Annotated in this window: 25 protein-coding genes and 2 riboswitches; of the genes, 2 read left to right on the top strand and 23 right to left on the bottom strand. The window is 35.2% G+C overall.

Translation table 11 applies throughout. From position 1 onward, the window contains the following. Window positions 1-21: 21 nt before the first annotated feature. From STERM_RS10450 to STERM_RS10405, 10 genes are all read right to left on the bottom strand, one after another. The gene (locus STERM_RS10450; RefSeq protein ID WP_012861573.1) at window positions 22-846 is read right to left on the bottom strand and encodes a MetQ/NlpA family ABC transporter substrate-binding protein; all 825 of its coding nucleotides are present in this window, start codon (window positions 844-846) and stop codon (window positions 22-24) included. Between the two features lie 11 nt (window positions 847-857). Beyond that, entirely contained in the window at window positions 858-1538 is a 681-nt protein-coding gene (locus STERM_RS10445) for a methionine ABC transporter permease (protein ID WP_012861572.1), read from the bottom strand. After that, window positions 1538-2551 (bottom strand): methionine ABC transporter ATP-binding protein, encoded by a 1014-nt coding sequence (locus tag STERM_RS10440; RefSeq protein WP_012861571.1) that lies wholly within the window; start codon window positions 2549-2551, stop codon window positions 1538-1540. Before STERM_RS10440 ends, STERM_RS10445 begins: the two co-directional genes overlap by 1 nt. 20 nt (window positions 2552-2571) lie before the next feature. Beyond that, window positions 2572-2967, bottom strand: a complete 396-nt coding sequence (locus tag STERM_RS21255) for a bactofilin family protein (protein ID WP_012861570.1) — start codon at window positions 2965-2967, stop codon at window positions 2572-2574. Then, window positions 2937-3725: a M23 family metallopeptidase gene (locus STERM_RS21250; protein ID WP_012861569.1), complete on the bottom strand. Its 789-nt coding sequence runs from the start codon at window positions 3723-3725 to the stop codon at window positions 2937-2939. The genes STERM_RS21255 and STERM_RS21250 overlap by 31 nt, the downstream gene beginning before the upstream one ends. 15 nt (window positions 3726-3740) lie before the next feature. Then, a complete protein-coding gene (locus STERM_RS10425; RefSeq protein ID WP_041310710.1) occupies window positions 3741-4466 on the bottom strand; it encodes an amino acid ABC transporter ATP-binding protein in 726 nt (241 codons plus the stop codon). Window positions 4467-4474: 8 nt separating this feature from the next. Then, complete coding sequence (locus STERM_RS10420; protein WP_012861567.1) at window positions 4475-5122, bottom strand: amino acid ABC transporter permease; 648 nt, start codon at window positions 5120-5122, stop codon at window positions 4475-4477. An 8-nt stretch (window positions 5123-5130) separates the two neighbouring features. Next, window positions 5131-5928 (bottom strand): amino acid ABC transporter substrate-binding protein, encoded by a 798-nt coding sequence (locus tag STERM_RS10415; RefSeq protein WP_012861566.1) that lies wholly within the window; start codon window positions 5926-5928, stop codon window positions 5131-5133. 532 nt (window positions 5929-6460) lie between these two features. After that, window positions 6461-7048 carry a 3'-5' exonuclease gene (locus tag STERM_RS10410; protein ID WP_012861565.1) on the bottom strand — a complete coding sequence of 196 codons (588 nt, stop codon included), beginning with the start codon at window positions 7046-7048 and terminating at the stop codon, window positions 6461-6463. 270 nt (window positions 7049-7318) lie between these two features. After that, window positions 7319-7549, bottom strand: coding sequence for a membrane lipoprotein lipid attachment site-containing protein (locus tag STERM_RS10405; RefSeq protein WP_012861564.1), 231 nt, complete (start codon window positions 7547-7549; stop codon window positions 7319-7321). A gap of 226 nt (window positions 7550-7775) precedes the next feature. Here STERM_RS10405 and STERM_RS10400 point away from each other — a divergent pair, with 226 nt between their 5' ends. Then, window positions 7776-8129: a hypothetical protein gene (locus tag STERM_RS10400; RefSeq protein WP_012861563.1), complete on the top strand. Its 354-nt coding sequence runs from the start codon at window positions 7776-7778 to the stop codon at window positions 8127-8129. 60 nt (window positions 8130-8189) lie between these two features. On the opposite strand, the gene STERM_RS10395 is transcribed toward STERM_RS10400, so the two are convergent. The 10 genes from STERM_RS10395 to STERM_RS10350 all read right to left on the bottom strand — a co-directional run bounded on the left by STERM_RS10395 (window position 8190) and on the right by STERM_RS10350 (window position 21714). Further along, window positions 8190-8921: a hypothetical protein gene (locus tag STERM_RS10395; protein ID WP_012861562.1), complete on the bottom strand. Its 732-nt coding sequence runs from the start codon at window positions 8919-8921 to the stop codon at window positions 8190-8192. A gap of 191 nt (window positions 8922-9112) precedes the next feature. Further along, a complete protein-coding gene (gene purD / locus STERM_RS10390; RefSeq protein ID WP_012861561.1) occupies window positions 9113-10363 on the bottom strand; it encodes a phosphoribosylamine--glycine ligase in 1251 nt (416 codons plus the stop codon). An 8-nt stretch (window positions 10364-10371) separates the two neighbouring features. Continuing rightward, complete coding sequence (gene purH, locus STERM_RS10385; protein WP_012861560.1) at window positions 10372-11874, bottom strand: bifunctional phosphoribosylaminoimidazolecarboxamide formyltransferase/IMP cyclohydrolase; 1503 nt, start codon at window positions 11872-11874, stop codon at window positions 10372-10374. A 73-nt stretch (window positions 11875-11947) separates the two neighbouring features. Continuing rightward, window positions 11948-12517: a phosphoribosylglycinamide formyltransferase gene (gene purN / locus STERM_RS10380; RefSeq protein ID WP_012861559.1), complete on the bottom strand. Its 570-nt coding sequence runs from the start codon at window positions 12515-12517 to the stop codon at window positions 11948-11950. Continuing rightward, complete coding sequence (purM, locus tag STERM_RS10375) at window positions 12505-13500, bottom strand: phosphoribosylformylglycinamidine cyclo-ligase (protein ID WP_012861558.1); 996 nt, start codon at window positions 13498-13500, stop codon at window positions 12505-12507. Before purM ends, purN begins: the two co-directional genes overlap by 13 nt. Beyond that, window positions 13487-14914, bottom strand: a complete 1428-nt coding sequence (gene purF, locus STERM_RS10370) for an amidophosphoribosyltransferase (protein WP_012861557.1) — start codon at window positions 14912-14914, stop codon at window positions 13487-13489. The genes purM and purF overlap by 14 nt, the downstream gene beginning before the upstream one ends. Window positions 14915-14916: 2 nt before the next feature. Further along, window positions 14917-15624 carry a phosphoribosylaminoimidazolesuccinocarboxamide synthase gene (purC, locus tag STERM_RS10365; RefSeq protein WP_012861556.1) on the bottom strand — a complete coding sequence of 236 codons (708 nt, stop codon included), beginning with the start codon at window positions 15622-15624 and terminating at the stop codon, window positions 14917-14919. 22 nt (window positions 15625-15646) lie between these two features. After that, on the bottom strand, window positions 15647-16126 hold the full coding sequence (purE, locus tag STERM_RS10360; RefSeq protein WP_012861555.1) for a 5-(carboxyamino)imidazole ribonucleotide mutase: 480 nt from the start codon (window positions 16124-16126) through the stop codon (window positions 15647-15649). Between the two features lie 13 nt (window positions 16127-16139). Next, complete coding sequence (locus tag STERM_RS10355) at window positions 16140-19874, bottom strand: phosphoribosylformylglycinamidine synthase (protein ID WP_012861554.1); 3735 nt, start codon at window positions 19872-19874, stop codon at window positions 16140-16142. Between the two features lie 99 nt (window positions 19875-19973). Continuing rightward, window positions 19974-20071: riboswitch (purine riboswitch) on the bottom strand. Further along, the gene (locus tag STERM_RS10350) at window positions 20053-21714 is read right to left on the bottom strand and encodes a formate--tetrahydrofolate ligase (RefSeq protein WP_012861553.1); all 1662 of its coding nucleotides are present in this window, start codon (window positions 21712-21714) and stop codon (window positions 20053-20055) included. (Overlaps the previous riboswitch by 19 nt.) A 231-nt stretch (window positions 21715-21945) precedes the next feature. Then, a riboswitch (purine riboswitch) is annotated at window positions 21946-22043 on the bottom strand. 385 nt (window positions 22044-22428) lie between these two features. On the opposite strand from STERM_RS10350, the gene STERM_RS10345 reads away from it, so the two are divergent. Further along, window positions 22429-22917 carry an SMI1/KNR4 family protein gene (locus STERM_RS10345; protein ID WP_012861551.1) on the top strand — a complete coding sequence of 163 codons (489 nt, stop codon included), beginning with the start codon at window positions 22429-22431 and terminating at the stop codon, window positions 22915-22917. A 16-nt stretch (window positions 22918-22933) separates the two neighbouring features. On the opposite strand, the gene STERM_RS10340 is transcribed toward STERM_RS10345, so the two are convergent. The 3 genes from STERM_RS10340 to STERM_RS10330 all read right to left on the bottom strand — a co-directional run bounded on the left by STERM_RS10340 (window position 22934) and on the right by STERM_RS10330 (window position 26394). Further along, window positions 22934-23674 carry a sulfite exporter TauE/SafE family protein gene (locus STERM_RS10340; RefSeq protein ID WP_012861550.1) on the bottom strand — a complete coding sequence of 247 codons (741 nt, stop codon included), beginning with the start codon at window positions 23672-23674 and terminating at the stop codon, window positions 22934-22936. Between the two features lie 42 nt (window positions 23675-23716). Continuing rightward, window positions 23717-24826: an anaerobic sulfatase maturase gene (locus STERM_RS10335; RefSeq protein WP_012861549.1), complete on the bottom strand. Its 1110-nt coding sequence runs from the start codon at window positions 24824-24826 to the stop codon at window positions 23717-23719. 125 nt (window positions 24827-24951) lie between these two features. Next, window positions 24952-26394, bottom strand: coding sequence for an arylsulfatase (locus tag STERM_RS10330; protein ID WP_012861548.1), 1443 nt, complete (start codon window positions 26392-26394; stop codon window positions 24952-24954). Window positions 26395-26398 lie beyond the last annotated feature (4 nt).

The following is a 26398-nucleotide window of genomic DNA, read 5'->3' as shown; positions in this document are numbered from 1 at the left end:
TCTTTCTGATTTTTTATTTTATTAAAATGCCGGTACTACAGATCCCTGATATTTTTCTTCAATAAATTTTTTAATTTTTTCACTTTGAAGTGCTTTTACCAATTTCTGTACTCTCTCGTCATTTTCATTTCCTTTTAGAACCGTAATCACATTTGCATAAGGTGAATCCTTATCTTCGATAAATATGCTGTCTGTAAGCGGATTCAGATTATTTTTCATTGCAAAATTACCATTAATTACTGCTGCCCCAACTTCACCAAGTCTTGTTGGAATCTGATCGGCATTTAATGCTGTAACTTTCAGTTTTTTAGGATTTTCAGCTATATCCTCAATTGTAGAGTCAAGTTTTTGGTTATCCTTTAATTTAATTATTCCGCTTTTATCCAGTAATATCAATGCTCTTCCTCTGTTAGTAGGATCGTTTGGAATTAATACATCTGCACCTTCAGGCAGTTCAGATAAATCCTTAACACTTTTAGAATATACAGCAAGCGGTTCCACATGTATTTTTGCTACTGCAACAAGCTCCATATTATTTTTCTGTGCAAATTCTTCCATATAAGGAACATGCTGAAAATAGTTCGCATCCAGCGTTTTTTCTCCAAGAAGTCTGTTTGGAAGTACATAGTCATCAAATATTTTTATTTCAAGATCTACTCCTTCTTTTTTCAGTTCTTCTTTTACCTGTTCTAGAATTTCTGCATGCGGTGTTGGTGTTGCCCCAATTACCAGTTTCTGTTCTTTTTGTGCTTCTGGATTTCCTGTATCAGCTGCAGGTGTTTCTTCTTTTTTTCCGCAAGAAAATATTACACCCAATGTCAGAATTCCTATTAAAAATTTTTTCATTTTGTTACCTCCTATTTCCCTCGTTTTTTATATATTTTTTTTACTATAAGGTTGCCAAAAAATTGTATTACCTGTACCAATAATATAATGATCAGTGTTGCTTTCCATATTATAGCAGGATTGCTGTTCTGAAAACCGGCTACTACCGCCTGGTTTCCAAGTCCTCCTCCGCCTACTATACCTGCCATTGCAGAATATCCTATGAGTGTTATAAGAGCAAGTACCATTCCGTGTATCAAAGACGGAAGTGCTTCCGGAAGCATCACCTTTGTTATTATGTGAAAATTAGTAGCTCCCAGTGATTTTGAAGCTTCTATCAGCCCCTTGTCTACCTCATTCAAAGCGCCCTCTATTACACGTGCAACAAACGGAGCCGAGCCAAGTGCCAGATAAACAATAAACGCTTCATTCCCGAATGATTTTCCTATAATGCCTCTTGCTATAGGAATCAATACTACCATTAATATAATAAAAGGAATTGATCTTGTAATATTAATAAGGATAATATCCAAAATTTTATTCAGACTTCTGTTAGGTGCAATATGATTTTCAGAGCTTGTTACAAGAAGGACTCCCAGAGGCATTCCTATAAGCAGTGCAAAAAACATAGATATTAAAACCATATATACGGTTTCCCAGAGGGGAATAAGCATATTTCCAAAATTAAAAAATTCAGCCCAGTCAAATTGCATTATACTTCCTCCACTTCTATCTTATTTTCTTTCAGCCAGTTTATCGCACTGTTTCTATCTGTGTCACTCCCGAGAATCTCTACCAAAAGATGGCCTACCTTGTCATCTGCAAGCTCATCTATAGTACCGCCGAGAATATTTACATCCAGTCCGTATTTTTTTACCATGTCTGATATATAAGGTTTCTCAGCCTGTTCTCCCTGAAAATTCAGTTTCAGCATTTGTTTTCCTGTTATTTTCATTTTTTCTTTTTTATTTTCTGTTTCAGGTGCTATATGTGATACGAATTCTCTTGTGAGCTCATTCTTGGGATTCAGGAATATTTCCTTTGTGCTTCCCTCTTCTATCAGTTTTCCGTCAGACAATATAGCAGTTCTGTTACATACCTTTCTTATTACTTCCATCTGGTGGGTTATCAGTACTATAGTCAGTCCCAGTTTTTTCTGAATATTTTTCAGCAGCTCCAGAATAGAGACTGTAGTTCTGGGATCCAGAGCACTTGTAGCTTCATCTGAAAGCAGAATTTCGGGATAATTTGCCAATGCCCGTGCAATTGCTACTCTCTGCTTCTGACCGCCTGACAGCTGGCTTGGATACACATTTCTTTTGTCTTCAAGCCCCACTAATTCAAGTAATTCATCTACCCTCGGTTCTATTTTATTCTTCGGCCATCCGGCCAGCTCAAGGGCAAAAGCCACATTTCCCTTTACATCCCTTGAGCTTAAAAGATTAAAATGCTGGAATATCATTCCTGTTTTTCTTCTATATTCCAACAGCCTTTTTTTGGGTAATTCTACTATGTTTTCTCCGTTTACATAGATTTCTCCGGAGCTTGGTTCCTCTAACCTGTTTAACATTCTGATAAAAGTTGACTTTCCTGCTCCGCTCAGTCCCATTATTCCATAAATGTCATTTTTATTGATTGACAGTGAAATATCGTCCACAGCTTTGAATTCTTTGTCCACATTTGTATATATTTTAGTCAGATTTTTTACTTCTATGTGTTTTGCCAACTTTTCCACCTCTCATTATTTTAAGACAATTCCGAACTTACATCTGAATATGATGATTCTGCTTTTTTGATTCTCATTTTTTTGTCACCTTCAAAATCTCCGCCTTCAGATATTGCAAATACTTCTGATATTATTGTACCGTTTACTTTTCCTCTTTCACCGATTTTTACTTTTGTAGCTTCTACTTTTCCCAGAAGAGTTCCGTTTATTACAGCTTCCTCTGAATAAATTTCACCGTTTACTATACCGTCTGTCCCTATAATTACAGAATCCTTAGAAACTACTTTCCCGTCTATTTTCCCCTCTATCTGTATTATTCCCTCAGTTACTATATCACCCTTCAGTTCTGTATTTTGTGATATTACTGTTATATTTGTTTCCGAAATCATATTATTTCCTTTAGAAAAGACTCCCATTCTATACTCCTCTCGTTTTTAAATAAATATTCAAAATCATCTTCGCTCCATTTTATAAAATTCATAGGATCAAGCTGCACCCCGTAGAATCTTATTTCATAATGCAGGTGCGGCCCGGTGCTGTTACCGGTATTTCCACTTTTGGCTACTACCTGCCCTTTTTTTACAAATTCCCTTGTTTTTACCGAATATGAATCCAAATGTGCATAAAAGCTCTGCAGCCCGAAGCTGTGATCGATTATTACCACATTTCCATATCCGTTTTGCTGTCCTGCAAAGCTTACTATACCATCAGCAGTAGAAAATATATCAGCATTCATTCCTGTTCCGAAATCAATCCCTTTATGATCTTTCTGCACACCTGCTATAGGGTGTATTCTTCCGCCGAACGGACTTGTTACTCTTGTATCCGGTTTTACAGGATATGAATTTGGTATCATTGTAAGCACTTTTCTTTTTTTTGTTTTTGATACCTCATTCAGATTGCTCATTGTAGCTTTTTTATTTTCTCTTTCCTGTTCCCTTTTCTGTTCCTCTTCATAATCATTCTTAAATTTTCTCAGTTCGCTGTTTTGGGATAAAATATCTATATTTTTTAGATAAGACCCTCCAAGAAATAATAAAGCAATTATAGAAATTAACAGATATATTGTTACGGAAATTCCCAGCATAGAGACTATCTTTTTTATTTTTTGACTGAATTTATAACTTTTGATTCCTTTTGAGTCAGTGATTGTAACTATAAAAGATTTCTTCATAATCTTGTTACATCTTTACTTTTTCAAAAATTCCCTTACTCTTTCAGAAGAAGAATTTTCAAAAACTTTTCCAGATGTTCCTTCCTCAAGTATTTTTCCTTTTTCCATAACTATTACTTTATCGGAAATTTCTTTTACAAATTTCATTTCATGGCTGACTATTAACATTGTAGTTTTTTCATCTCTCAGCTTCTTTATCAGATCAAGAACCTCTTTTACCAGTTCAGGATCAAGTGCCGAGGTCGGCTCGTCAAATAACATAATATCTGGATCAAGCGCCATAGCCCTCGCTATTGCAGCTCTCTGTTTCTGACCGCCTGACAGCTCATTTGGATAATTATCTATTTTATCTATAAGTCCCACTTTTGCCAGCATCTGTTTTGTTATTTCATCAGCTTCTTTAGCAGATGCTTTTTTTACTACCTTCAAGGTTCTTGCTATATTATTTCTTACAGTCATATGAGGAAAAAGATTAAAATTCTGAAATACCATGCCGGTTTTCAAAAGTATTTTTTTCTTTTCCTTCTTATCCATAGATTTTTCAGTTATATCGTAACCTTCTATAAGTATACTTCCGCTGTCTACTGTTTCAAGATCAGCTATACTTCTCAGCAGTGTCGACTTTCCGCTTCCCGAAGGTCCGATAATGGAAACTACTTCCCCTTTTGCCACTTTCAGTGAAATATCATTCAAAACCCTGTTTTCACCGTAACTTTTGTTTATATTTCTTATTTCTATAATGTCCATGGCTATACTCTCACCTTATTTCTTTTCTCCATATTTTTAAATATTCTGTCTATAAGGAAACTAAGTCCCAGATAAATCAGTCCGGCGTAAAAATACGGAGTTATTATGGAATATCTGCTGGCTATCTCTTTGGTTGTTTTTAATATTTCCGTTAATGAGATTATGTATATAAGTGCAGTATCCTTTACCAGTGTAATTGCCTCATTTCCAAGTGACGGCAGTACTCTTCTGATTGCCTGCGGCAGAAGAATATACCATATTTTTTTGAAATATGAATAACCAAGTACTTTGGCAGCCTCATCCTGACCTTTATCAATGCTTTCCAGTCCGCTTCTTATTATCTCTATAAGATATGCAGTATAATTTATTATGAATGTAATAAGTGCAGCCGGCATTCTGTCAAGGACTACTGCGTTATTAGTCAGCGTCGGCAGTCCGTAATATATAAAGAATAACTGAAGTATCAGAGGTGTTCCCCTGAATATCCATGTGTAAAATGATATACTTTTTTTTATGATCACAGAATTACCTGTATAGGCCAATGCTCCGATTATACCAAGCGGAAGCGATATCAAAGCCGTAACAGTGTAAACTATTATCACATTAGGCAATGAACTTAGAATTTGAATAAAAATAGATAATTCGCTCATTTTTTCTCCTATTCTGCACCAAACCATTTATCGTATATCTTTTTATATGTACCGTCTTTTTTTAGTTCTTCTATTGTTTCATTTATTTTTTCAATTAAGTATGTATCTTCTTTTTTTGCTCCGATTCCGTATTCCTCTTTTCCAAAGTCGCTGCCTTCAAGAATAGTGTATAATTCTTTGCCTTCTTTCTTTTCTTTATTAGCTTTTATGAATCTTGCCAGTACCTCATCACCTGCTATTGCCTCTATTCTTCCGGCATCCAGGTCTAAGAATGCCTGATCATAAGTATCATATGTTCTCAGCTCTTTCAGCTCTGAATTAACAGGATCAGCAAGAACTGCATCTTCACCGCTGCTTTTACTCTGTGTTCCTATTATTTTGCCTTTCAGATCTTCTTTAGTCTTAATAAGAGAATCTTTTTTCACAAGTATTATCTGTGAATTTTCCAGATAAGGCACTGAGAATAAAAGCTGTTTTTTTCTTTCTTCAGTTATTGACAAACCATTCCATATAAGATTAATATTTCCGTTTTTCAGCTCCATTTCTTTTGAATCCCAGTTTATCGGCTGAAACTGTACTTCAATACCAAGTTTTTCAGCTACTGCCTTCGCAAGATCAATATCGAATCCTACAAGCTCGCCTTTCTCATCTCTAAATCCCATAGGTGCAAATGTGTCATCAAGCCCGACTATTATTTTATCAGGAAGCTTTTGCTCACCGGCAGTTGCTTCAGTCTGACCGTCCTCTTTCTTGGAACACATCAGTATACTCAGCAGAAATATTAATAATAAGATTATTTTCTTCATAGCTACCTTCCTTTCCTTAAGATTATAATAAAAAAAATTCTCTCAGTTCCCTGAGAGCTTATTTAAAAGGACTAAAGTTAAAAAAATTCCGAAAGCATCACAGGCAAGACTCAATTTAATCATTTCAACATGAGTCTGTACCATAACTGCACAAACTCACTACCTATGATGACACATGCTTTCCAGATTTTTACTTATCATTTTAGTTCCTCCTAAAATTACATTCTATTATTTAGAATTATAATAAAAACACGTATAAATGTCAATAGAAATCACATATATATTTTTTATATCACCTATATAATATGTGTATACTAGTGCTTTTACAGACCATAACAGTAACCGACAATATAAAATATTTATACCGCAGATATATTTATTTTCATAAATACAAATATGTCAAAATACCATACTCTAATCCGGCATATATTCAAAGAATCGGCACTGACGGTCCCGGCCACTTCTGCCCGCTTTTATTTCAGACATAAATACGGCAGACAGCCAGTAGAAGGACAGTGCTTATATAAATTTACTATTTTTCCAGAAAATTAAAAATTTTATTTTTCGCAATTGGATGTTTCGACATTTTATAAAATACTCTGAATGTAATCAGAACATCATATAAACTTTCATGAAGACTGCTGTCGTCAAAAGGAATATTATAAAATCTGGCGCATTCATTGAGCTTCGGCCACTTATATGTTCCATAGTATTCGTTTATTCCAGCTTTCACTATTTCCACATTTTCTAACATAGTGTCAAACTGGTTTTTCAGCATAAACGGTATAAAGCTTCTGTCAAATTTTATATTATGTGCTACATAATGAGCAGTATCCTGACAAAATGAATAAAAAGACTCTATATCATCTTTAAAATGAACCGGATATATAGTTCCTTCCCTTTTCTTTTCCAGCACATCATCTGTAAGACCGTTTACATTTATTGCTCCCATGTTTATTGCTTCACCGGGATTACGAAAGTAGAATCTGTCGTATTCCCCTACTTTTTCCCATTTCTGTATCTCGCCGTTAAAATTTACTTTGATTGCAGATATTGATAAAACTGAGCTTCCTACCTTACCGTTTGTTTCCACATCGAAAAAAACTATATTTTTAGACATTATTTCCACCCCGAATAATTTATTTCTTACATTATATGTTATTTGCAAAAAATTTTCAAATTTACTTTTCCGCTGAAATGAAGATATATCTGTATTTCCCCTTGCTTTTCTTTAATTTAAATTCTTATTTTCCTGGTATTTTTTCTGTTTTATACTGATATTAATCAGCTTTTTTGTATAAATTTTCTGTTTATTTTTTCCTACATTTTTTATTATATCTGATCATATAAAAAACTGTTTCAAGAATAAACAAGAAACAGTTTTTTATTTTTAGTGTCTGTTATTATGATTTGGTCTTCCGTTATTGGGATTCGGTCTTCCATGATTCGGTCTTCCGTTGTTAGGATTCCCCGGTCTGGGCGGTCCTCCGTTTCCAATTGGTCTTTTGTTGCCGTTATTATACGGCGGTCTTCCTCTTGACGGGGGATAGTGATTATAGTCTTCATAAATACATGAAGTCAGCATAAATACCGATGCTAAAATTAATATTATTTTTTTCATGATGCCTCCTTATACAGCAGAACTGTATCTTATTATTACACACTTATTATAACACTCCAATATGAACTTAATGTGAATTTCCATTTATTTTTGCAGAAAATTTTTTTCATTCTTAGAGCATGAAAAAAACTAAATCAAATAAATTAATTAATATGATATTTATATTTTACTTTATTTGTCAAATAAACTATAATTGACGTAATAATAAAACAAAAGGAGATTTAATATGAAAAAATTTATTATTCTAGCTATGCTTATACTTTCCATAAATATAAGTGCAAAATCAAATTCAAAAACCGGTAATTCTATTAAAGAAAACACAAAAAATATTACCAAAACACAATCAGGAAACGGATCAAGTTTTGAGACAGCCATAAAAGTCAAAACTGTAGATGAAGAATACAAATACCTTTCTGTTAATTATCCGGGTTCAACAGTTCTCGGACAGGCACTTGTTTATGATGATAAGGGTACCCCTTATGACATTCTGACAGTACAGATGCCTGACGGAAAAACTGCAAAATTTTATTTTGATGTTACCGAAGTATTCAAAATGTACGAGGAAATGTTTGGATTATAAAAAAAAGCTGTTTCAAAATAAATTTGGAACAGCTTTTTCATATTTTTATCTTTTATATTTTTAATAACTAAAATCAAATGCATAACCAAATCCTAATGTTAGTCTGTAAAGATTCAGATCATGTTCCTGTCTTGTACCGTTTCCATTGTCAATTTTAGCTTTGGCATAGTTTGCCTGATACATAAGGTCTATCGTAAGTCCGTTTATCTGTACTCCCCCGCCTATTCCGTAATACAATCCGTTCTCTATGTCTGTATCATATGATTTTGAATCATACGAGTAAGTATACTCGTCATAATCATCATAATACCAATCATATACATACTGTGTTACTTTGTCATTAAGCGTAAGATCGTTCTTATGAATATTGAAAGAGTAACCCAAGTTGGCTTTTACATATGGCTTTATATATTTATTCGGTGTATCAAACTCATATTTTGCAGTTATGTATAAAGGTATACTGTCATAATAAACCTGATCATCATAACCATATGTATGTTCGTAATAATTTCCCGATGCATCATACCAGTTGTTTAGCAGTACTTTTTTCCCTTCAGCCTTGGCATGTCCCTGATATCCTATACCTGCTCCTATTAAAAAATTTGGTGCGACAGTTTTCAGATATTCTATCCCCAATTCAAATCCAAGACTGTCATCACCGGGATCTCCTGTTATGAAATCCGACATTCCGTTATAATCATTAAATACGTCAAATCCTCCGCGGATAATCAGTTCATCTGAGAATGAAGCCAGTGAAGCAATTGTAAATAAGCTAATCAATAATTTTTTCATTTCTTCCTCCTAAATCAAAAGTATTAAGAATATTCCAAATATTAAATAACCCGAAATATGAACATCCTCACAGCTAATATACCATTTATTTTATATTTTTGTCAATCTGATTTAAATATTAAAAATCCCTGTTTTTACAGATAATATTTATTAAAAAATCAGAAAATTATTTCCCGCAGATTATAATACTATTATACCGGAATTTTCCCAATATCTTTTCTGCAGTATTTACCGGCAAAATTTATATTTTCCAAAATGTTATATGCATTTTTCCTTGCTTCTTCCAAAGTATCTCCCAAGCCTACAGTGCTTAATACTCTTCCTCCGGAAGTAAGAAATTTCCCGTTTTTTTCCGTTACCCCGGCCAGAAATACAAGCCCGTCCTTTTCATTAAAGCTAATTTCATATCCTTTTTTATAATCTCCGGGATATCCGCCGGAAGAAGCCACTACACAGCATGAAAATCCTTTTTTCCATTCAAGTGTTATTTTATTAAGCTCTTTATTCATACAGCTGTCAATTATATCCAGAAGATCTGTTTTCAGCAGCGGAAGAACCGCCTGCGTTTCCGGATCTCCCAGTCTCATATTATATTCCAGAAGGTATACACCTTTTTTGGTTATCATTACGCCAAAAAATATTATACCGGCAAAATCCATTTTTTCTGCTTTGATTCCCTTCAGTGTCGGTTCCAGTATCTCTTTTCTGAATGCTTCCTCTACATCCTCAGTCATATAAGGATTCGGACATATAGCTCCCATTCCTCCGGTATTCAATCCTGTTTCATTTTCTCCGATCTTTTTATGATCCTTGGCACTTACCATGGTCAGAATTGTTTCAGAATCTGTGAATGACAAAACAGAAGCTTCATATCCTTCAAGAAACTCTTCAATCACCACTTCATTTCCGGCACTGTCAAATCTCATTTCCACCATTATTTCATTCACGGCTTTTTCTGCTTCTTCTTTATTTTGTGCTATTATTACACCTTTCCCTGCTGCAAGCCCGCTTGCCTTTACCACTACGGGAAATTCTACCTTTCCCAGGTATTCCAGAGCTTTGCTGCTGTCTGAAAAGGTCATATATTCTGCTGTTTTTACTCCGTATTTTTTCATAAAATCTTTTGAAAAAACCTTACTTCCCTCTAATTGTGCCGCATATTTATCAGGCCCGAAAATTTTCAGATTTTTCTCGGTAAATTTATCAACTATTCCCTCCACAAGAAGCTCTTCACTTCCTACTATTGTCAGATCAATTGATTTTTCTGCCGCAAATTCCAATATTTCATCAACAGTTTTCAGATTTATGCATTCTCCTTTTTCCAAAAGGTCTATGCCTGCATTTCCTGCTGCTGTATATATTTTTTCTACCTTTGGATTCTGTGACAGCTTCCATGCAATTGCGTGTTCTCTTCCTCCGCTTCCTATTATCAATATTTTCATTTTTTCTCCTAATGTTTAAAATGTCTTATTCCGGTAAATACCATTGATATACCATGTTCATTACATGCATCTACAGATTCCTGATCTCTCATCGAGCCTCCGGGCTGTATTATAGCAGTGATTCCGGCTTTGGCAGCTTCATCTACACAGTCCCTGAATGGAAAAAATGCATCAGATGCAAGAACAGAGCCGTCCTTTGCTCTTTCCAAAGCCTGCATTGTGGCCCAGATTCTGTTTGTTTCGCCGGTTCCTATTCCTTTTGCCATACCGTCTTTTACTACTACTATAGCATTGGATTTTACATGCTTGACTACTTTCATGCCAAGAATCATATCTCCTATTTCAGTTTCATCGGGAGCTTTTTTTGTTACTATATTAAATTCTTTCATCATCTCTTTATTTACATCCTGCACAAGCAGACCTCCGTCTACTTTTACATACTCGAGCTTATCCTGCACCTTCCCTGTTTTAGCTTCAATTACTCTAAGGTTTTTCTTGCCCTTTAATATTTCAAGGGCTTTTTCAGTATAAGAAGGTGCTATGACAATCTCCAGAAAAATCTTTGCCATTTCTGCAGCAGTTTCCTCATCCACCTCTTTATTAACAGCCACTATTCCTCCGAATATTGATACAGGATCACATTCATAAGCCTTCTGATATACTTCAAAAGGAGTTTTTCCCACAGCTGCACCGCACGGCGTAGAATGTTTTATTGCAGAACACGCCGGTTCGTCAAATTCATTTACTATTTTCCACGCTATATCCATATCCCTTATATTATTAAAAGACAGTTCCTTCCCGTTCAGCTGTTTGAAATCCTTCATTGCTCCGTCCTGAACTGTCGATACATAATAAGCAGCTTTTTGATGTGGATTTTCCCCGTACCTTAAGTCAAACATTTTTTCATAAGACATATTCAGATAATGCGGGAATTCTTCATTCAGAAGAAATTCCGATATAGCTGCATCATAGGCCGAGCAAAGATTAAATACTTTTCCTGCAAGATTTTTTCTTGTCTCAAAGCTTACATCCCCTGATTCATTTATTTCTTCTTTTATTTTTTCATAATCGTCCGTGTCTGATATTACCACTACATCCTTAAAAGATTTAGCAGCGGATCTCAGCATAGTTGGTCCGCCTATATCGATGAACTCTACTTTTTCCTCGAAGCTTTTATCCGTTTTCACCTCTTCAAAAAACGGATATAAATTTACAATTACCATATCAATAGGCTTTATATCGTTTTCCTCTATAGTCCTCATATGCTCTGCATTATCCCTTACAGCAAGTATCCCGCCGTGTATATTTGGATGCAGTGTTTTTACTCTTCCGTCAAGCATCTCTTTGAATTTTGTTATCTCCGAAACTTCTGTTACAGGTATTCCGTTTTCCTTCAAATATCTGTATGTACCGCCTGTAGATATTATTTCTACATTTTTTTCTATAAGGAATTTTGAAAATTCCAGTATATTATCTTTTTTATAAACACTTATCAAAGCTCTATTTATCATATCTCACTCCCGATTAAATTAAATATTCCGGCATAATACCCGGCTAATCTTTAGCTTATGCTTCGTTATACTGCTAGTCTGTGAAAACTTTCTTTATTGCCTTTGTTAAAATTATATGCTCTTTTTCCAATACTTTCTCCTGTAATGTTTCCGGTGTATCATCAGGTGATACTGCTACCTTTTCCTGAATTATAATTTCTCCGGTATCTATACCTGTATCTACGTAATGAACAGTACATCCGCTTTCTTTCTCTTTATTTTTAATGACTGCTTCATGTATTTTAATTCCGTACATTCCTGCTCCTCCGTATTTTGGCAGCAATGAGGGATGTATATTTATTATTTTCCTGTCCCACTTTTTTACGAATTCCGGTTCAAGAATAGATAAAAAGCCTGCTAACACTATATAATCAACGTTTTCCTCCAAAATTTCCCCGATTTTTTCCGACAGGGAATTTTTGTATTTTTTTCTATCCAAAAGCACTGTTTTTATACCTTCATTTTCTGCTCTTTCTATTCCGTGACATTCTCGGTCAGCTATCACATATTCGATACTGCAGTCCAGATCCCTATTTTTTATATTATCAATTACAGACTGTAAATTTGATCCTCCACCGGAAATTAAAACTGCTATTTTAGGCATATTTTATTATCTCCTTTTTCTATACGTCCTATCTCATATGCATTTTCTCCATATTTTGACAGCTTTTTCATTACTTTATCCTTATCTTTTTCTTTTACTACTATTATAAAACCGATTCCCATATTAAATGTTCCCCACATTTCTTCTTCCGGAACACCTTTTGACTGAAGATAAGTGAAAATTTCCGGAACCTTTATTTTATCTTTGTAAATTACCGCACTTAAACCGTCAGGGATTACACGCGGTACATTTTCTATAAGTCCGCCTCCTGTGATATGAGCCATACCTTTTACCTTAAATTTCTTTATTATTTTTGATACAGGCTTTACATATATTTTTGTGGGAGTCAAAAGATATTCGGATATTTTCTGTCCGTTATATTCTTCATCAAGATCAGTCACAAGCTTTCTTACGAGTGAAAATCCATTACTGTGTACACCGCTTGATTCAAGTCCGATAATTATATCTCCCTCTTTTATTTTTTCACCGTTTATCACTTTCTTTTTTTCTACTACCCCTACTGCAAAACCTGCTATATCATATTCCCCTTCATTATAAAACCCCGGCATTTCAGCTGTTTCTCCGCCTACCAGAGACATTCCCGAGCTAAGACACCCTTCGGCTACTCCCTTTACAATCTCGGAAGATACTCCTGCATCAAGCTTGCCGCATGCAAGATAATCAAGAAAAAACATAGGCTCTGCTCCGTGGCACAAAATATCATTTACACACATAGCAACACAGTCTATTCCTATAGTATCATATTTTTTCAGGTGAAAAGCCAGTTTCAGCTTTGTTCCCACTCCGTCTGTCCCGGATACCAGAACAGGGTTTTTATATCTTCCCAGCTTATACATAGCACCAAAACTTCCAAGCTCGTTCAATACTTTTTTCGAATAAGTATTTACAGCCATTTGCTTTATCATATCTACGCTTTTGTATCCCTCTTCTTTGTCCACCCCAGAATTTTTATAAGTCAGCATCTTCATCCTCCAAAGATTTATTTTCCATATCAGTTATCGGATAATTTCCTGTAAAGCATCCCATACAGAAATTGGTTCCGCCCAATGTCAGTTTTAGATTCTCCAGTGTAAGATAATCCAGTGAATCTGCATCTATTTTCTCCCTTATTTCCTCAAGGCTCATTTTACTTCCTATGAGTTCTTTTTTTGTGGCAATATCTATTCCAAAATAACATTCATTTTTTACCACAGGAGATGCCGATCGGAAATGTACTTCCTTTGCACCTGCTTCTCTCAGCATTTTCACCAATTTTTTTGAAGTAGTTCCTCTTACCAGCGAATCATCTATTACTACTACTCTTTTTCCTTCTACTACTTTTTTTATTGCATTCAGCTTTACTTTCACTGATTTTTCCCTTAATTCCTGACTGGGGCTGATAAAAGTTCTTCCTATATATTTATTTTTTACCAGTCCTATACCATAAGGTATTTTACTTTCCTCGGAATAACCGATTGCCGCCGGTATTCCCGAATCAGGTACGCCTATTACCACATCTGCTTCTATGGGATTCTGTCTGTACAGATACTTTCCTGTCTGATGTCTTACGCTGTAAACATCTATACCGTCTATTTTGGTATCAGGTCTTGCAAAGTAAATATACTCAAATGAGCACGGAGCTTTGGAGCTGTTTTTTTCATACTTTATCGAATCTACTCCGTCAGAATCTATTATTACTATCTCGCCGGGTTCTATATCCCTTATAAACTTAGCATCTACAGTGTCAAGCGCACAGGTTTCCGAAGCCAGCACATAAGTCCCTCCGTTTATTTTGCCCAGACAAAGGGGTCTTATACCATTCGGATCTCTTACGCCGATAAGCTTGTCCCCTATAAGCATCACAAGTGCAAATGAACCCTTTATTGTTTTCATGGTATTTACTATCATGGATTTTATTCCGTTTCTGGAATATCTTGATAACAGGTTAAGTATCAGTTCAGTATCTGTAGTTGTCTGAAAAACAGCACTTTCTGATTCCAGCTGTCTTCTCAGGGTTGCAGTATTAACCAAATTCCCGTTATGTGCTATAGCAAACTGCCCCAGCATAAAATATCCGCCGAGAGGCTGTGCATTCATAAGCGACGAGCTTCCCGTAGTAGAATATCTTACATGCCCTATCAGTGCATTTCCTTTATTTTCTGTCAGATCCTTATCAGTAAAAACCTCTGAAACCAGACCCATTCCTTTTATGGTTTCCAGAACACCCATATTGCTTACAGTAAGTCCGGCACTTTCCTGCCCTCTGTGCTGCAGGGCAAACAAGCCGTAATATCCGAGTCCCATAATATCATCGCGTACTTCTTTGGAATAAACTCCAAAAATTCCGCATTCTTCTTCCATTTTATCCTCAGCTAAATTATTATCTTCCATTATCATAGTTATGCCTCTAGTCTTTTTAAAATCTCTATATATGCTTCCTCTATACCACCCAGATCCTGTCTGAATCTGTCTTTATCCAGTTTTTTTCCTGTTTCCTTATCCCATAGTCTGCATGTATCAGGAGTAATTTCATCAGCAAGAAGTATTTCTCCCTTGCTGTTTTTTCCAAATTCAATCTTAAAATCTACAAGTATTATTCCTTCTTTATCAAATAATTCCTTTAAGAAATCATTTATTTTCAGGGTAATTTCATAAATTTTCTTTAATTCATCGTATGTAGCCAGACCTAATGCCACAGCATGATGGTCGTTAATTAACGGATCTCCGTATTCATCATTTTTATAACAGATTTCCAGTATAGTATTTTCAGGCTTTGTTCCCTCTTTTACACCGAGCCTTTTTGACATAGAGCCTGTTATTATATTTCTTACTATTACCTCCAGCGGAAATATCTTCACTTTTTCACACAGCTGGTCTCTGTCATTGAGCTTTTCCTTAAAATGTGTTCTTATCCCTTTTTCCTCAAGTCTTGTAAATAAAAGAGCCGTTATCTGGTTGTTGATTATGCCCTTATCCTTTATGCTTCCTTTTTTTTCTCCGTTCCCTGCTGTTGCATCATCTTTATAGTGAATAATCACGTAATTTTCATCATCTGTTGAATAAATCTGCTTTGCCTTTCCTTCATATAGGAAATCTTTTTTTTCCATAGCGTGCCTCCTGGTTTTTATTTTATAAATCAACTACATTATTATTTTCTTCTATAAACTTTTCCTTCATGCTTTTTCTGTACAATATAAGCTTTTCTTTTAATTCCGGGTATTTCAGAGCCATTATCTGAATTGCGGTCATCCCTGCATTATATGAATTATTTATCCCCACTGTTGCCACAGGAATCCCTTTCGGCATCTGTACAATGGAAAATAATGAATCAAGACCGTCCAAGGCCGCTTCCAAAGGTACTCCTACCACCGGAAGAATAGTTTTTGATGCTATTACTCCGGGAAGATGTGCTGCCAGTCCCGCACCGGCTATTATTACTTCTGTCCCCTCGGCTTCAAGCCTTTTCAATACTTCTTCAAGCTTTTCCGGTACTCTGTGTGCGGACAGTATATGTGCCTCGAATTCCACACCAAACTCTTTGAGACAGCTTGCTGCTCCCCGCATTTTTTCAGTATCTGACTTACTTCCAAAAATTATTGCCGCTTTCATTTTTCCTCCTGGTTTACTTAAAATATTTAATTCCGTTTATAAATATATTTTGATCTTTATTGCCTTTTATATTCTTATAAAGATTAGTTCCCGTTCTTTCCGAATGACCCATTTTTCCAAGTATTCTTCCATTTTCCGAAATTAATCCCTCTATTGCATAATCTGAATTATTAGGATTATACACTGAGTCCATGGTAGGATTTCCGTTAAGATCTACATATTGAGTAATTACCTGTCCGTTTTCAAATAACTTCTCTGCTGTTTCACTATCTACTATAAGCCTTCCTTCTCCATGCGACATTGCTATTTTGTGTATATCTCCTACATTCATTCCCGAAAGCCACGGTGATCTGTTTGAAACTATTTTAGTGGGAACTATTTTGGAAACATGTCTTCCTATACTGTTATACGTAAGCGTAGGAGAATTTTCTTCCAGTTCTGTTATCTTGCCGTAAGGAAGCAGTCCGGATTTTATCAGTGCCTGAAATCCGTTGCATATTCCCAATATTAATCCGTCTCTTTTGAGGAATTTTTCTATTGCTTTGGATACTCCTTTATTACGAAGTACTGCTGCTATAAATTTAGCTGAACCGTCAGGCTCATCGCCGGCACTAAATCCACCCGGCAAAACCAGTATCTGTGAATTTGATATCTGGTGTATTATTCTGTTTATGGAATCTTCTATATTGCTCTGGCTCATATTATTGAATATTACTGTATCAGCTACAGCACCATTATTTTCAAAAACTTTCACTGTGTCATATTCACAGTTATTTCCCGGAAAAACCAGAATTCCTGCACGGGGTTTTGCATGCTTTATTTTTGCTGCTGTCCCCTCTTTTAATATATTATTTTTTACCGGAAACTCTTTCAGGCTTTCTGTTTTTATATGAAGCTTTGAAGGAAAAATCATTTCCAATACAGATTCCCAGTTTTCTATTAATTCGGAAAGCTCTATCACTTCACCGTTTACTCTCATCTCTTCACTGCTTATTGTCTTTCCTATTAAGACAGCATTTTTATTTTCAAGCTCTGTCTCGGATTCTACTATAATCGCCCCGTAATTCAACCGGAAAAATTCTTCCTCTTCTATATTTATTTCTGCTCCTATTTTATTTCCAAAGCACATTTTCGCTGCTGCTTCACCTATACCGCCTTGTTTTAAAGCCATTGCAGAAATTATATTTCCTTCAAGGATATTTTTATGTATATAATCATAATTTTCCATTATTTCCTGAATATCAGGCATAAAACTGTCATCTATACCGTGTCTGATAAGATAGATATTATTCCCGGCTGCTTTGAATTCAGGAGATATTACATGCTCTGCATTCACCGTATTTACTGCAAAGGATATCAGTGTAGGAGGTACATTCAGATCATTAAATGTTCCGCTCATAGAATCCTTGCCTCCGATTGAAGGAAGCATAAATTCCTTTTGGGCATAATAGGCTCCCAATAATGCAGAAAATGGTTTCCCCCACTTTTCTTTATTCTTGCCGAGACGTTCAAAATATTCCTGAAATGTAAATCTTATTTTTTTATAATCTCCTCCGGCAGCTGTTATTTTAGATACAGATTCTATTACTGCATAAAGTGCCCCGTGAAAAGGAGACCATTTGGAAATTTCAGGATTATATCCATGTGCTGCCATGGAAGCAGTATTTGTAATGCCATCCTGGACTGGAAATTTTTGTACTGATACATCGGCAGGCGTAAGCTGGTATCTTCCGCCGTAAGGCATCAATACTGTCGAAGCTCCTATCGTAGAATCGAACATTTCTGCAAGTCCTTTTTGAGAACATGTATTCAGTGTTTTTATATTATTTATGAATTTTTCCCGGAAATTTTTCCCGTTTACTTCCCTTATTAAAGGTACTTTTTTATCAGGCATTTTTACAAAAATTTCAGTTTCTGCCAATGCGCCGTTTGTATTCAGAAATTTTCTTGATATATCTACTATCTTCTTATTTTTCCATGTCATAACCAGTCTGTTTTTATCAGTCACTCTGGCCACTACAGTAGCTTCCAGATTTTCTTCTTCTGCAAGTGAAATAAATTTTTCTGCGTCTTTTCTTGTTACGACAACTGCCATTCTTTCCTGTGATTCTGATATTGCAAGCTCTGTACCGTTCAGACCGGTATATTTTACCGGCACTTTATCAAGATCAATTTCAAGTCCGTCTGCCAGTTCTCCTATAGCTACCGAAACACCTCCTGCGCCAAAATCATTACATTTTTTTATAAGCTTGGTTACGGCTTCATTTCTGAACAGTCTTTGTATCTTTCTTTCTGTTATTGCATTACCTTTCTGTACCTCCGCACTGCATTTTTCAAATGATTCATGCGAATGTTCCTTAGATGAGCCTGTAGCACCGCCGCAGCCGTCTCTACCTGTTTTTCCCCCGAGAAGTATAATTACATCGCTTTTTAACGGTTTATCTCTTCTGATATTTCCAATTGGTGCTGCTCCTATTACAAGTCCTGTTTCCAGTCTTTTTGCTTTATATCCCTCATCATATACTTCAGTTACATGAGTGGTAGTCAGACCTATCTGATTTCCGTAAGATGAAAACCCGTGCGCCGCACCTCTTGTTATTACTTTTTGCGGAAGCTTTCCGGGAAGTGTATCCTCTATATTTTCTCTCGGATCAGCCGATCCGCTTATTCTCATTGCCTGATATACATATGTTCTGCCTGAAAGCGGGTCTCTTATAGCTCCGCCGATACAAGTGGAAGCTCCGCCAAAAGGCTCTATTTCCGTAGGATGATTATGTGTTTCATTCTTGAACTGCATCAGCCATTTTTCATTTTTGCCGTTTATCTCCACATCTACAAATACCGAGCATGCATTGATTTCATCTGATACTTCCATATCATCAAGTTTTCCTCTTTTTCTCTGCTCCTTACCGAAAATTGTTGCCAGATCCATTAATGTTATCGGTCTGTCAGCTTCTTTTTTCTCAAAAAGATATTTTCTGCTTTCTATGTATTTATCAAAAGTTTCCTGAAAAAGCTTTTTATATTTTCCGGCTTCAAATTCTATATCATTTATTTTAGTTTCAAAGGTAGTATGTCTGCAGTGATCTGACCAGTATGTATCCAAAACCTTTATTTCTGTCTCGGTAGGATCTCTTTTTTCTGTTTCATTGAAATAATTCTGAATAAACTCAAGATCCTCAAAAGTCATTGCCAGTTCCATATTTTTCAGAAATTTTTCCAGCTCTTCTTTTTTATAATCTGTAAATCCTTTATATATTTCTATTTCGCTTTTGTTCTCAGTTTCCACATTTTCTTCAAGAACTGAAAGATCTTTTTCTTTCATCTCAATAGAATTTATATAATATTTTTTTATTTTTTCTATATCTTCACTGCTTATACTGCCTTCAAAAATAATCAGCTTTCCGCTTTTTACCCCTGCATTTCTATTCTTTTTTGATATAAGATTAAGACACTGAAGTGCAGAATCCGCCCTCTGGTCATATTGTCCTGGCAGATATTCCACTGCGAACCATTCTTTTCCCGAAAGATCCATTTCATCATAGACATTATCCACTGTTATCTCTGAAAAAACTATCTTTTTTGCATTTTTCAATTCTCTTTTTTCAATATTAAAAATATCATAGATGTTCACTATTCTTATATTGCTGAGCTTTTTTATAAAAAGATTTTCTTTCAGATCTTCAAAAAGCTCTCTCGCCTCTACGTTAAATTCTTTTTTCTTCTCTACAAATATTCTAAAATTCATACTTTTCCTCTCTTAGCCGATTATTAATTAATAAAAAAATTCCGATACTTTACATTCACTGCATACGCATAAGTAAAAGTAAAGCATCAGAACATGTTCATGCTTTGTACTCTTACTCATAGCCCGTTATTTAAGGTAACTTGTAGAAACGTCCTGCCATATTCAGGACATATATGAGTTAAAATAATCCGTTTATTTTTCCGTCTTTATCTATGTCTATTAATTCCGCAGCCGGTTTTTTCGGAAGCCCCGGCATATCTATTATTTCCCCGGCCATTGCTACTATAAATCCTGCACCTGCCGATATTCTTATTTCATTTATTCTTACTGTAAACCCTTCAGGACGCCCAAGAAGTGCCGGATTATCCGAAAGTGATTTTTGTGTTTTTGATATACATACAGGTAAATTTCCATATCCGAGTTTTTCCAGTTTTACCGTTGTTTTTCCGGCCTTATCTGAGAATTCCACATTTCCTGCACCATATATTTCCATGGCTATTTTTGTGATTTTTTCTTTTATGCCCAGATCCAGCTCATACAGCGGTTTGTATTCTCTGCCTTCTTCTGCTGTCTCGTCTATAAGAATATCTACCAGTTCTTTTCCTCCTTCCCCGCCTTTTTCCCAAATTTCACAAAGTGCTGTTTTAACACCTGCTTTTTCACAGTGTTCCTTAACAAAACCGATCTCTTTTTCAGTATCAGTTATAAATTTATTTATTGCTACCACTACAGGTATCCCGTATTTCTGCATATTTTCTATATGCTTATCCAGATTTGCCATACCGGCTTTTAACGTTTCCATGTTTTCCAATGTAAGGTCACTTCCGCCGCCGTGGTGTTTCAATGCTCTGATTGTAGCTACTATTACTATTGCATTAGGATTTAATCCTGCTTTTCTCACTTTTATATCAAGGAACTTTTCTGCTCCCAGATCAGCTGCAAATCCTGCTTCCGTCACTACATAATCCGAAAGCTTCAATGCCATTTTTGTGGCAAGTATGGAATTACACCCGTGGGCTATGTTTGCGAAAGGTCCGCCGTGTATAAATACCGGTGTATTTTCCAAAGTCTGTACCAGATTAGGTTTTATTGCTTCCTTCAGCAATGCTGCCGCAGCTCCCTCTATTTTCAGATCCTTTACTTTTAACGGCTCACCTTTACCATTATATCCGAAAATTATATTTCCTATTTTTTCTTTTAAATCAGGTATAGAATTTGAAAGACACAGTATTGCCATTATTTCAGAAGCAACAGTTATCTGAAAAGACGACTCTCTCGGTATGCCGTTTGCTTTTCCGCCCATTCCTATGACTATATCTCTTAAAGCTCTGTCATTCATATCCAGAACACGTTTCCACGTAATCTGTGTAATGTCTATATTTAGTTCATTGCCATGCTTCAGATGATTATCTATGCATGCCGAGATTAAATTATGTGCTGCTGTTATCGCATGTAGATCACCAGTAAAATGGAGATTTATATCTTCCATGGGAACTACCTGCGAATACCCGCCGCCTGTTGCACCGCCTTTTATCCCGAAAACCGGGCCTAATGACGGTTCTCTTAATGCAGCTATAGAATTATATCCGAATTTGTTAAATGCCTGTGTCAATCCTACAGATACTGTTGATTTTCCCTCTCCCGGAGGTGTCGGTGTTATCGCTGTGACCAAAATCAGCTTACCGTCTTTCTTATCCTTATATTTTTCCAGAACGCTCAGCTCCACCTTTGCCTTGTACTTCCCGTATTGTTCATATTCATCCTCTGTCAATCCTATTTTTTCAGCTATCTCGTTTATTTTTAACAGCCTTGCCCTTTGTGCGATTTCTATATCTGTCATAATTCCTCCTTATTTTTCTATATATAAATTTATTGTAAGTATAAAAGCCTAAGCATACACTGATTAATGTGTATACTTAGGCCCTGTGGAATAACTTTTTATATTTAAGTTATTATTTATAAGTAATATTAAAAATCCTAATTTTATTTTATTTTTTCTAAAGCTCTTCATTACTTCCTCCTGATAAGCTGTCCCAATATAATTTTTAGGCAATACAAAGTAAGAGTTAATAAAGATTAACCTCATACTCATAGCCGGTCATTTACGGTAACCTGTAGAAACGTCCTGCCTTATTCTGGACATATATGAGACTTATTCAATTCACATTTAGTATAACAGAAAGTTTTTACTATTTCAAGAGAATTAATTATTTTTATTCATTTTTAACCATATGATATCTTTCATAAATGATAATTACCATAAAATACAGATTTCATATTATTATTTTTATTCAAATTATTAACAATATATAACTTTATTTTATATTCATAATATTAAAATTTACATATATATTTTTTATATTAGATTATTTACCTACTGATTTTGTCTCCAAATACTATTTATTAAATACTTACTTTTTCTTTTTCTATATGCTAGACTGTTTAAATAACTCTATCAGTATAGTAATGCCGAATCTTTTTTGCTCTACGGGGAAAATAAAATTACGGTGATTTTGAGCTGAGCGACAGAAAATATTAAGACAGGAGTATATAAATGACTAATATAGAAAAAATATACAGCTTACTTGAAAAAGCATACTTTATGGAAGGAATATCCTCTGATAATAAAGAAAATGAATCAAATTTACAAGATTTTGAGACTAAGTTTCAGGTAAATATTCCCCTTGATTACAGATGGCTGTTAAATAATTTTGGCAGCTGTAATTTCAGTGATCCTTATATTTATGGCATCACTGACCTTAATCGCTGCTATTCACACTTTATGAAGAAATGGAATGAATATATAAATTTAGGCTATAATATGTCTGAATGTCTGTCTCCATTCCCCATCGGAGGTTTTGGCGACGGGGATAATGCTGTTATCGATATGAATAACGGAAAAATTCTAAAATTTTATCATGACTATCCGCCTGAAGATATCCCCTTCGAAAAAATAGCGGATAATTTCACTGAACTAATGCGGATACAGATAGAATCAGTTTTTTGGGTTCATAAACAGATAAATAGTACTGCAAAAAAATGATGTTACCGGAAATTCTTTAATTTGTATACTTAAAAATTATCATTATACTTTGCATCATTATTATGAATAATATCGATATTACAAATATCAGCGACACTTTTTTGCTGCTGATCTTTCTGTTTATCTTTCCGCCAGTATATCCTCCAATAACAGCAGCAGGAATCATATATAAAGCCAGTGAAAAATCCATATAGCCATTTATTGTATACTTTGTAAGGGAACTCAGTGTAGTCAAAAATGTAATAAATATACTGTCTACTGCTGCTTCTCTGGGATCCATGCCAAAAAACACAATTAATGCAGTTACCTGAAACGGGCCTCCCCCTATACCAAAAAGCCCTGATAAACCTCCAGTTAAAACCCCTATTGTTATTTCTGCCAAAGGATTTTTTATATTTATCTCAGGAATTTTTTTTCTGAAAACTACAGAAAAGAGCACCAGCAGTAACATAAAAATATATGCTATATCTATAAAATTTTCATTTACATGCTTTAGCAAAGTCCCGCCCAGAAAACCTCCTATGACACTTCCTATTCCAAGAAGAAGAATTTTTCTGATATTTATTTTTACGCCGTTCATGATAAATGTAGCCAGTGTTACCATTGCCATTGACAGCACTACAACTGCTGACGTAAATGAAGCCAGACTTTTTGCCACGCCTATATTTGCCAAAAGCGGTCTGATTATAAGCCCGCCGCCTATCCCTACTATTGCCCCTGTTACTGTTGAAAATAAACTGATTATAAAATACAGCATATGCTTTTTCTCCTTTATTTACACTTTGATCTGAGCTAATTTTTAAAAATTTTCTTTTAATAATAAATTTCTGATTTCACTAAATTTATCTGCATGTTTGCTGAAAAATTCCTTATATGTACTGCAAAATCTGTTTTTATTGTTGCTGTCACGATGTTTCTTACATCCGTTGCTGCATAAGACTCTGTATTCACAATCTCTGCATTCTGTATTACTTTTTAGTGATTCCATTATAAATTCCTCTGTTTTTTTGCTCTGCAATATTTCCTCAAAAGTATTTTCAGTTATATTTCCGAGCTTATATCTGTCATATACATAAAAATCACAGGGATATATGCTTCCGTCACTTTCTATTATATTCTGACAGCTGCATACACCTCTCATGTCACAGGCTTCATACGGATACCCAAGGAACAGTCCTATTATATTGTCAAAATATCTGATGCTGACACCCCTGTCATTTATCAGATCTTCATACCACAAATCAAAGAGTCTGTTTAGAAAGTCTGTATAAACTTCTGATGTCAGCATATATTTTCCGGCTCTCATATCCTGTTCTGTTTCTATATACGGAATAAACTGCAAATAATTAAAACTATTTTCTTTATAAAATTTATATACTTCCTCTATACTATCAGCCAGTTCTTTTGTTACCACAGTCAATATATTAAATTCTGCCCCGTATTTTTCCAGCAATCCGACTGATTTCATTACCTCCTGAAATGTTCCCTCTCCGTTATGTTTTTTCCTGTTATTGTTATGAATTCTTTCTGTTCCGTCCAGTGATATTCCTGTGAGAAAATTGTTTCTTCTGAAAAATTCCGCCCACTCCTCATTTATTAAAGTTCCGTTTGTCTGAATAGTAAAAATAAAATTTGTATTTATTTTTTCATTTTTTATATATTTCAATATGCTTTTATAAAAATCTATCCCTGCGAGCATTGGTTCCCCTCCCTGAAAGCCAATGGCACATGTTCCGTTTCCGCAGAATTCCGATGCTTTTCTGATTATTTCCCTGATGGTTTCTTCTTTCATTAAGCCGTAATCACTTACTTCTCTGTTACAAGCCGTTTCATTGTAAAAACAATATCCACAGCTTATATTGCACCGGCTCGAAGCCGGTTTTATCATTAACTGTAAATTTCTTATCATAATTTTTCCCCAGTCATTGTTTTGGCTTAAACAATATAGTTTTATTCAGCCGGCCGGAATATATCTCTATACCCCGGCCGGATTTAGATTTTATATAGTAAAATGTAAAGCTGACTTATAAAATATCACTCATTCAGAATATGGCTCAGGCACTCTCTGGCTTCTTTTCCTGCAATAAGATTTATACCGTCCGAATATCCTTCTTCCCTGCCTTCCAATTCCTTAACCAGAATTTTTCTGTATTTTTCTATTACATCTGTATATTCCGCTTTTTCTGAGAGATCATTCAGCTCCTTCGGATCATTTTCAAGATCAAAAAGCTTTTCCGCTCCTGTCTGAGAAAACCACATATATTTCATTTTTTTATCAACTATATACTGATTTGATTTTTCATGGTTAAAATGCTCGCCGTGCAGATATTCACGCCATTTTACCGGCTTATTTTCTATTATTTCTTTTATGCTTTTTCCGTCTACAGTATCAGGAATTTCAATATTACAGAAATCCAGCAGTGACGGCATGATATCTCTCAGCTCTACGAGCTCATCCGGTTCTCTCATCACTCCGCCGTTAAGAAAATTCCCCGGATCATAAACTATAAACGGAACATGTATGCTCCCCTGATACGGCATGGATTTTCTGAATAAACCGTGATCTCCCATCAAATCTCCGTGATCTGAAACAAAGAGCACTATACTTTCTTTTAGCAGGTCATTTTCTTTCAACACCATCAAAAATCGTCCTATCTGATGGTCAATATGTGTTATGCTTCCATAATACGCTACCTTTGCTCTTTTCATTGCTTCTTTTGATATTTGTCCCTCTGCTGCATTGATATTATAAGCTTCCTTTATATTCTCTTCTTCTGCAGGTATCGGATTATCAATCTCTCTGTTAATATACATATTATAGTAATATTCAGGCGGATCAAGCGGTGAATGCGGTCTGATAAAGGACAGCTTCAAAAAGAAATTTTTTCTTTTATCCCTTCTTCTCAGAAAATTTATTCCTTCATTGACTACCCAGTTAGTAGGATGATACTGTTCTTCATGAGGCCAGGATCTTGCTACCCATGAATTACAGTCAAGTCCGCTGTCTGTAAGCTCTGCCGAAATTCCCTTCTTCTCTTTAAGCCAGTATAAATAATCATCTACATTATAAAATACTGATTCATATGTTTTTCTGCTGTTTCTGCTGTTATTTGAGTATCCGTTATGCAGAAGAATATTGTGAAAACCGCACAGGCTTCTTTCAGGATGTACATGCATTTTTCCCACACATTGTGTATAGTAATCATTTTTAGCAAAAGTTTCTGCAAGCATATTTTTATAATTCCACGTTACATTGTTTTTATAGCCCACTCTTCCATGATTCCTCTGATTCATTCCTGTCATAAGTGCTGCTCTTGCTGCAATACAGCTTGGTACTGCCGAATAGGCATTCTTAAAATTATATCCTTCGCCTGCCATCATATCCAGATTTGGCGTCTCTACCACCGGATGTCCGTTTATCCCCAAACAGTCTCCCCTCATCTGATCTACCATTATTAATATTATGTTTGGTTTCATTTTT

Source organism: Sebaldella termitidis ATCC 33386, assembly GCF_000024405.1.
Classification (GTDB): domain Bacteria; phylum Fusobacteriota; class Fusobacteriia; order Fusobacteriales; family Leptotrichiaceae; genus Sebaldella; species Sebaldella termitidis.
This window is presented reverse-complemented; position numbering and strand designations above follow the sequence as displayed.

Coding starts and splice junctions, on each gene's coding strand:
- STERM_RS10415 (WP_012861566.1), bottom strand. CDS start 5,928: ATGAAGAAAATAATCTTATTATTAATATTTCTGCTGAGTATACTGATG.
- purM (WP_012861558.1), bottom strand. CDS start 13,500: ATGCTGACTTATAAAAATTCTGGGGTGGACAAAGAAGAGGGATACAAA.
- STERM_RS10400 (WP_012861563.1), top strand. CDS start 7,776: ATGAAAAAATTTATTATTCTAGCTATGCTTATACTTTCCATAAATATA.
- STERM_RS21255 (WP_012861570.1), bottom strand. CDS start 2,967: ATGGGAGTCTTTTCTAAAGGAAATAATATGATTTCGGAAACAAATATA.
- purF (WP_012861557.1), bottom strand. CDS start 14,914: ATGATAATGGAAGATAATAATTTAGCTGAGGATAAAATGGAAGAAGAA.
- purH (WP_012861560.1), bottom strand. CDS start 11,874: ATGATAAATAGAGCTTTGATAAGTGTTTATAAAAAAGATAATATACTG.
- STERM_RS10355 (WP_012861554.1), bottom strand. CDS start 19,874: ATGAATTTTAGAATATTTGTAGAGAAGAAAAAAGAATTTAACGTAGAG.
- STERM_RS10335 (WP_012861549.1), bottom strand. CDS start 24,826: ATGATAAGAAATTTACAGTTAATGATAAAACCGGCTTCGAGCCGGTGC.
- purN (WP_012861559.1), bottom strand. CDS start 12,517: ATGCCTAAAATAGCAGTTTTAATTTCCGGTGGAGGATCAAATTTACAG.
- STERM_RS10410 (WP_012861565.1), bottom strand. CDS start 7,048: ATGTCTAAAAATATAGTTTTTTTCGATGTGGAAACAAACGGTAAGGTA.
- STERM_RS10395 (WP_012861562.1), bottom strand. CDS start 8,921: ATGAAAAAATTATTGATTAGCTTATTTACAATTGCTTCACTGGCTTCA.
- STERM_RS21250 (WP_012861569.1), bottom strand. CDS start 3,725: ATGAAGAAATCTTTTATAGTTACAATCACTGACTCAAAAGGAATCAAA.
- STERM_RS10445 (WP_012861572.1), bottom strand. CDS start 1,538: ATGCAATTTGACTGGGCTGAATTTTTTAATTTTGGAAATATGCTTATT.
- purC (WP_012861556.1), bottom strand. CDS start 15,624: ATGGAAAAAAAAGATTTCCTATATGAAGGAAAGGCAAAGCAGATTTAT.
- STERM_RS10350 (WP_012861553.1), bottom strand. CDS start 21,714: ATGACAGATATAGAAATCGCACAAAGGGCAAGGCTGTTAAAAATAAAC.
- STERM_RS10340 (WP_012861550.1), bottom strand. CDS start 23,674: ATGCTGTATTTTATAATCAGTTTATTTTCAACAGTAACAGGGGCAATA.
- STERM_RS10405 (WP_012861564.1), bottom strand. CDS start 7,549: ATGAAAAAAATAATATTAATTTTAGCATCGGTATTTATGCTGACTTCA.
- purD (WP_012861561.1), bottom strand. CDS start 10,363: ATGAAAATATTGATAATAGGAAGCGGAGGAAGAGAACACGCAATTGCA.
- purE (WP_012861555.1), bottom strand. CDS start 16,126: ATGAAAGCGGCAATAATTTTTGGAAGTAAGTCAGATACTGAAAAAATG.
- STERM_RS10420 (WP_012861567.1), bottom strand. CDS start 5,122: ATGAGCGAATTATCTATTTTTATTCAAATTCTAAGTTCATTGCCTAAT.
- STERM_RS10330 (WP_012861548.1), bottom strand. CDS start 26,394: ATGAAACCAAACATAATATTAATAATGGTAGATCAGATGAGGGGAGAC.
- STERM_RS10450 (WP_012861573.1), bottom strand. CDS start 846: ATGAAAAAATTTTTAATAGGAATTCTGACATTGGGTGTAATATTTTCT.
- STERM_RS10345 (WP_012861551.1), top strand. CDS start 22,429: ATGACTAATATAGAAAAAATATACAGCTTACTTGAAAAAGCATACTTT.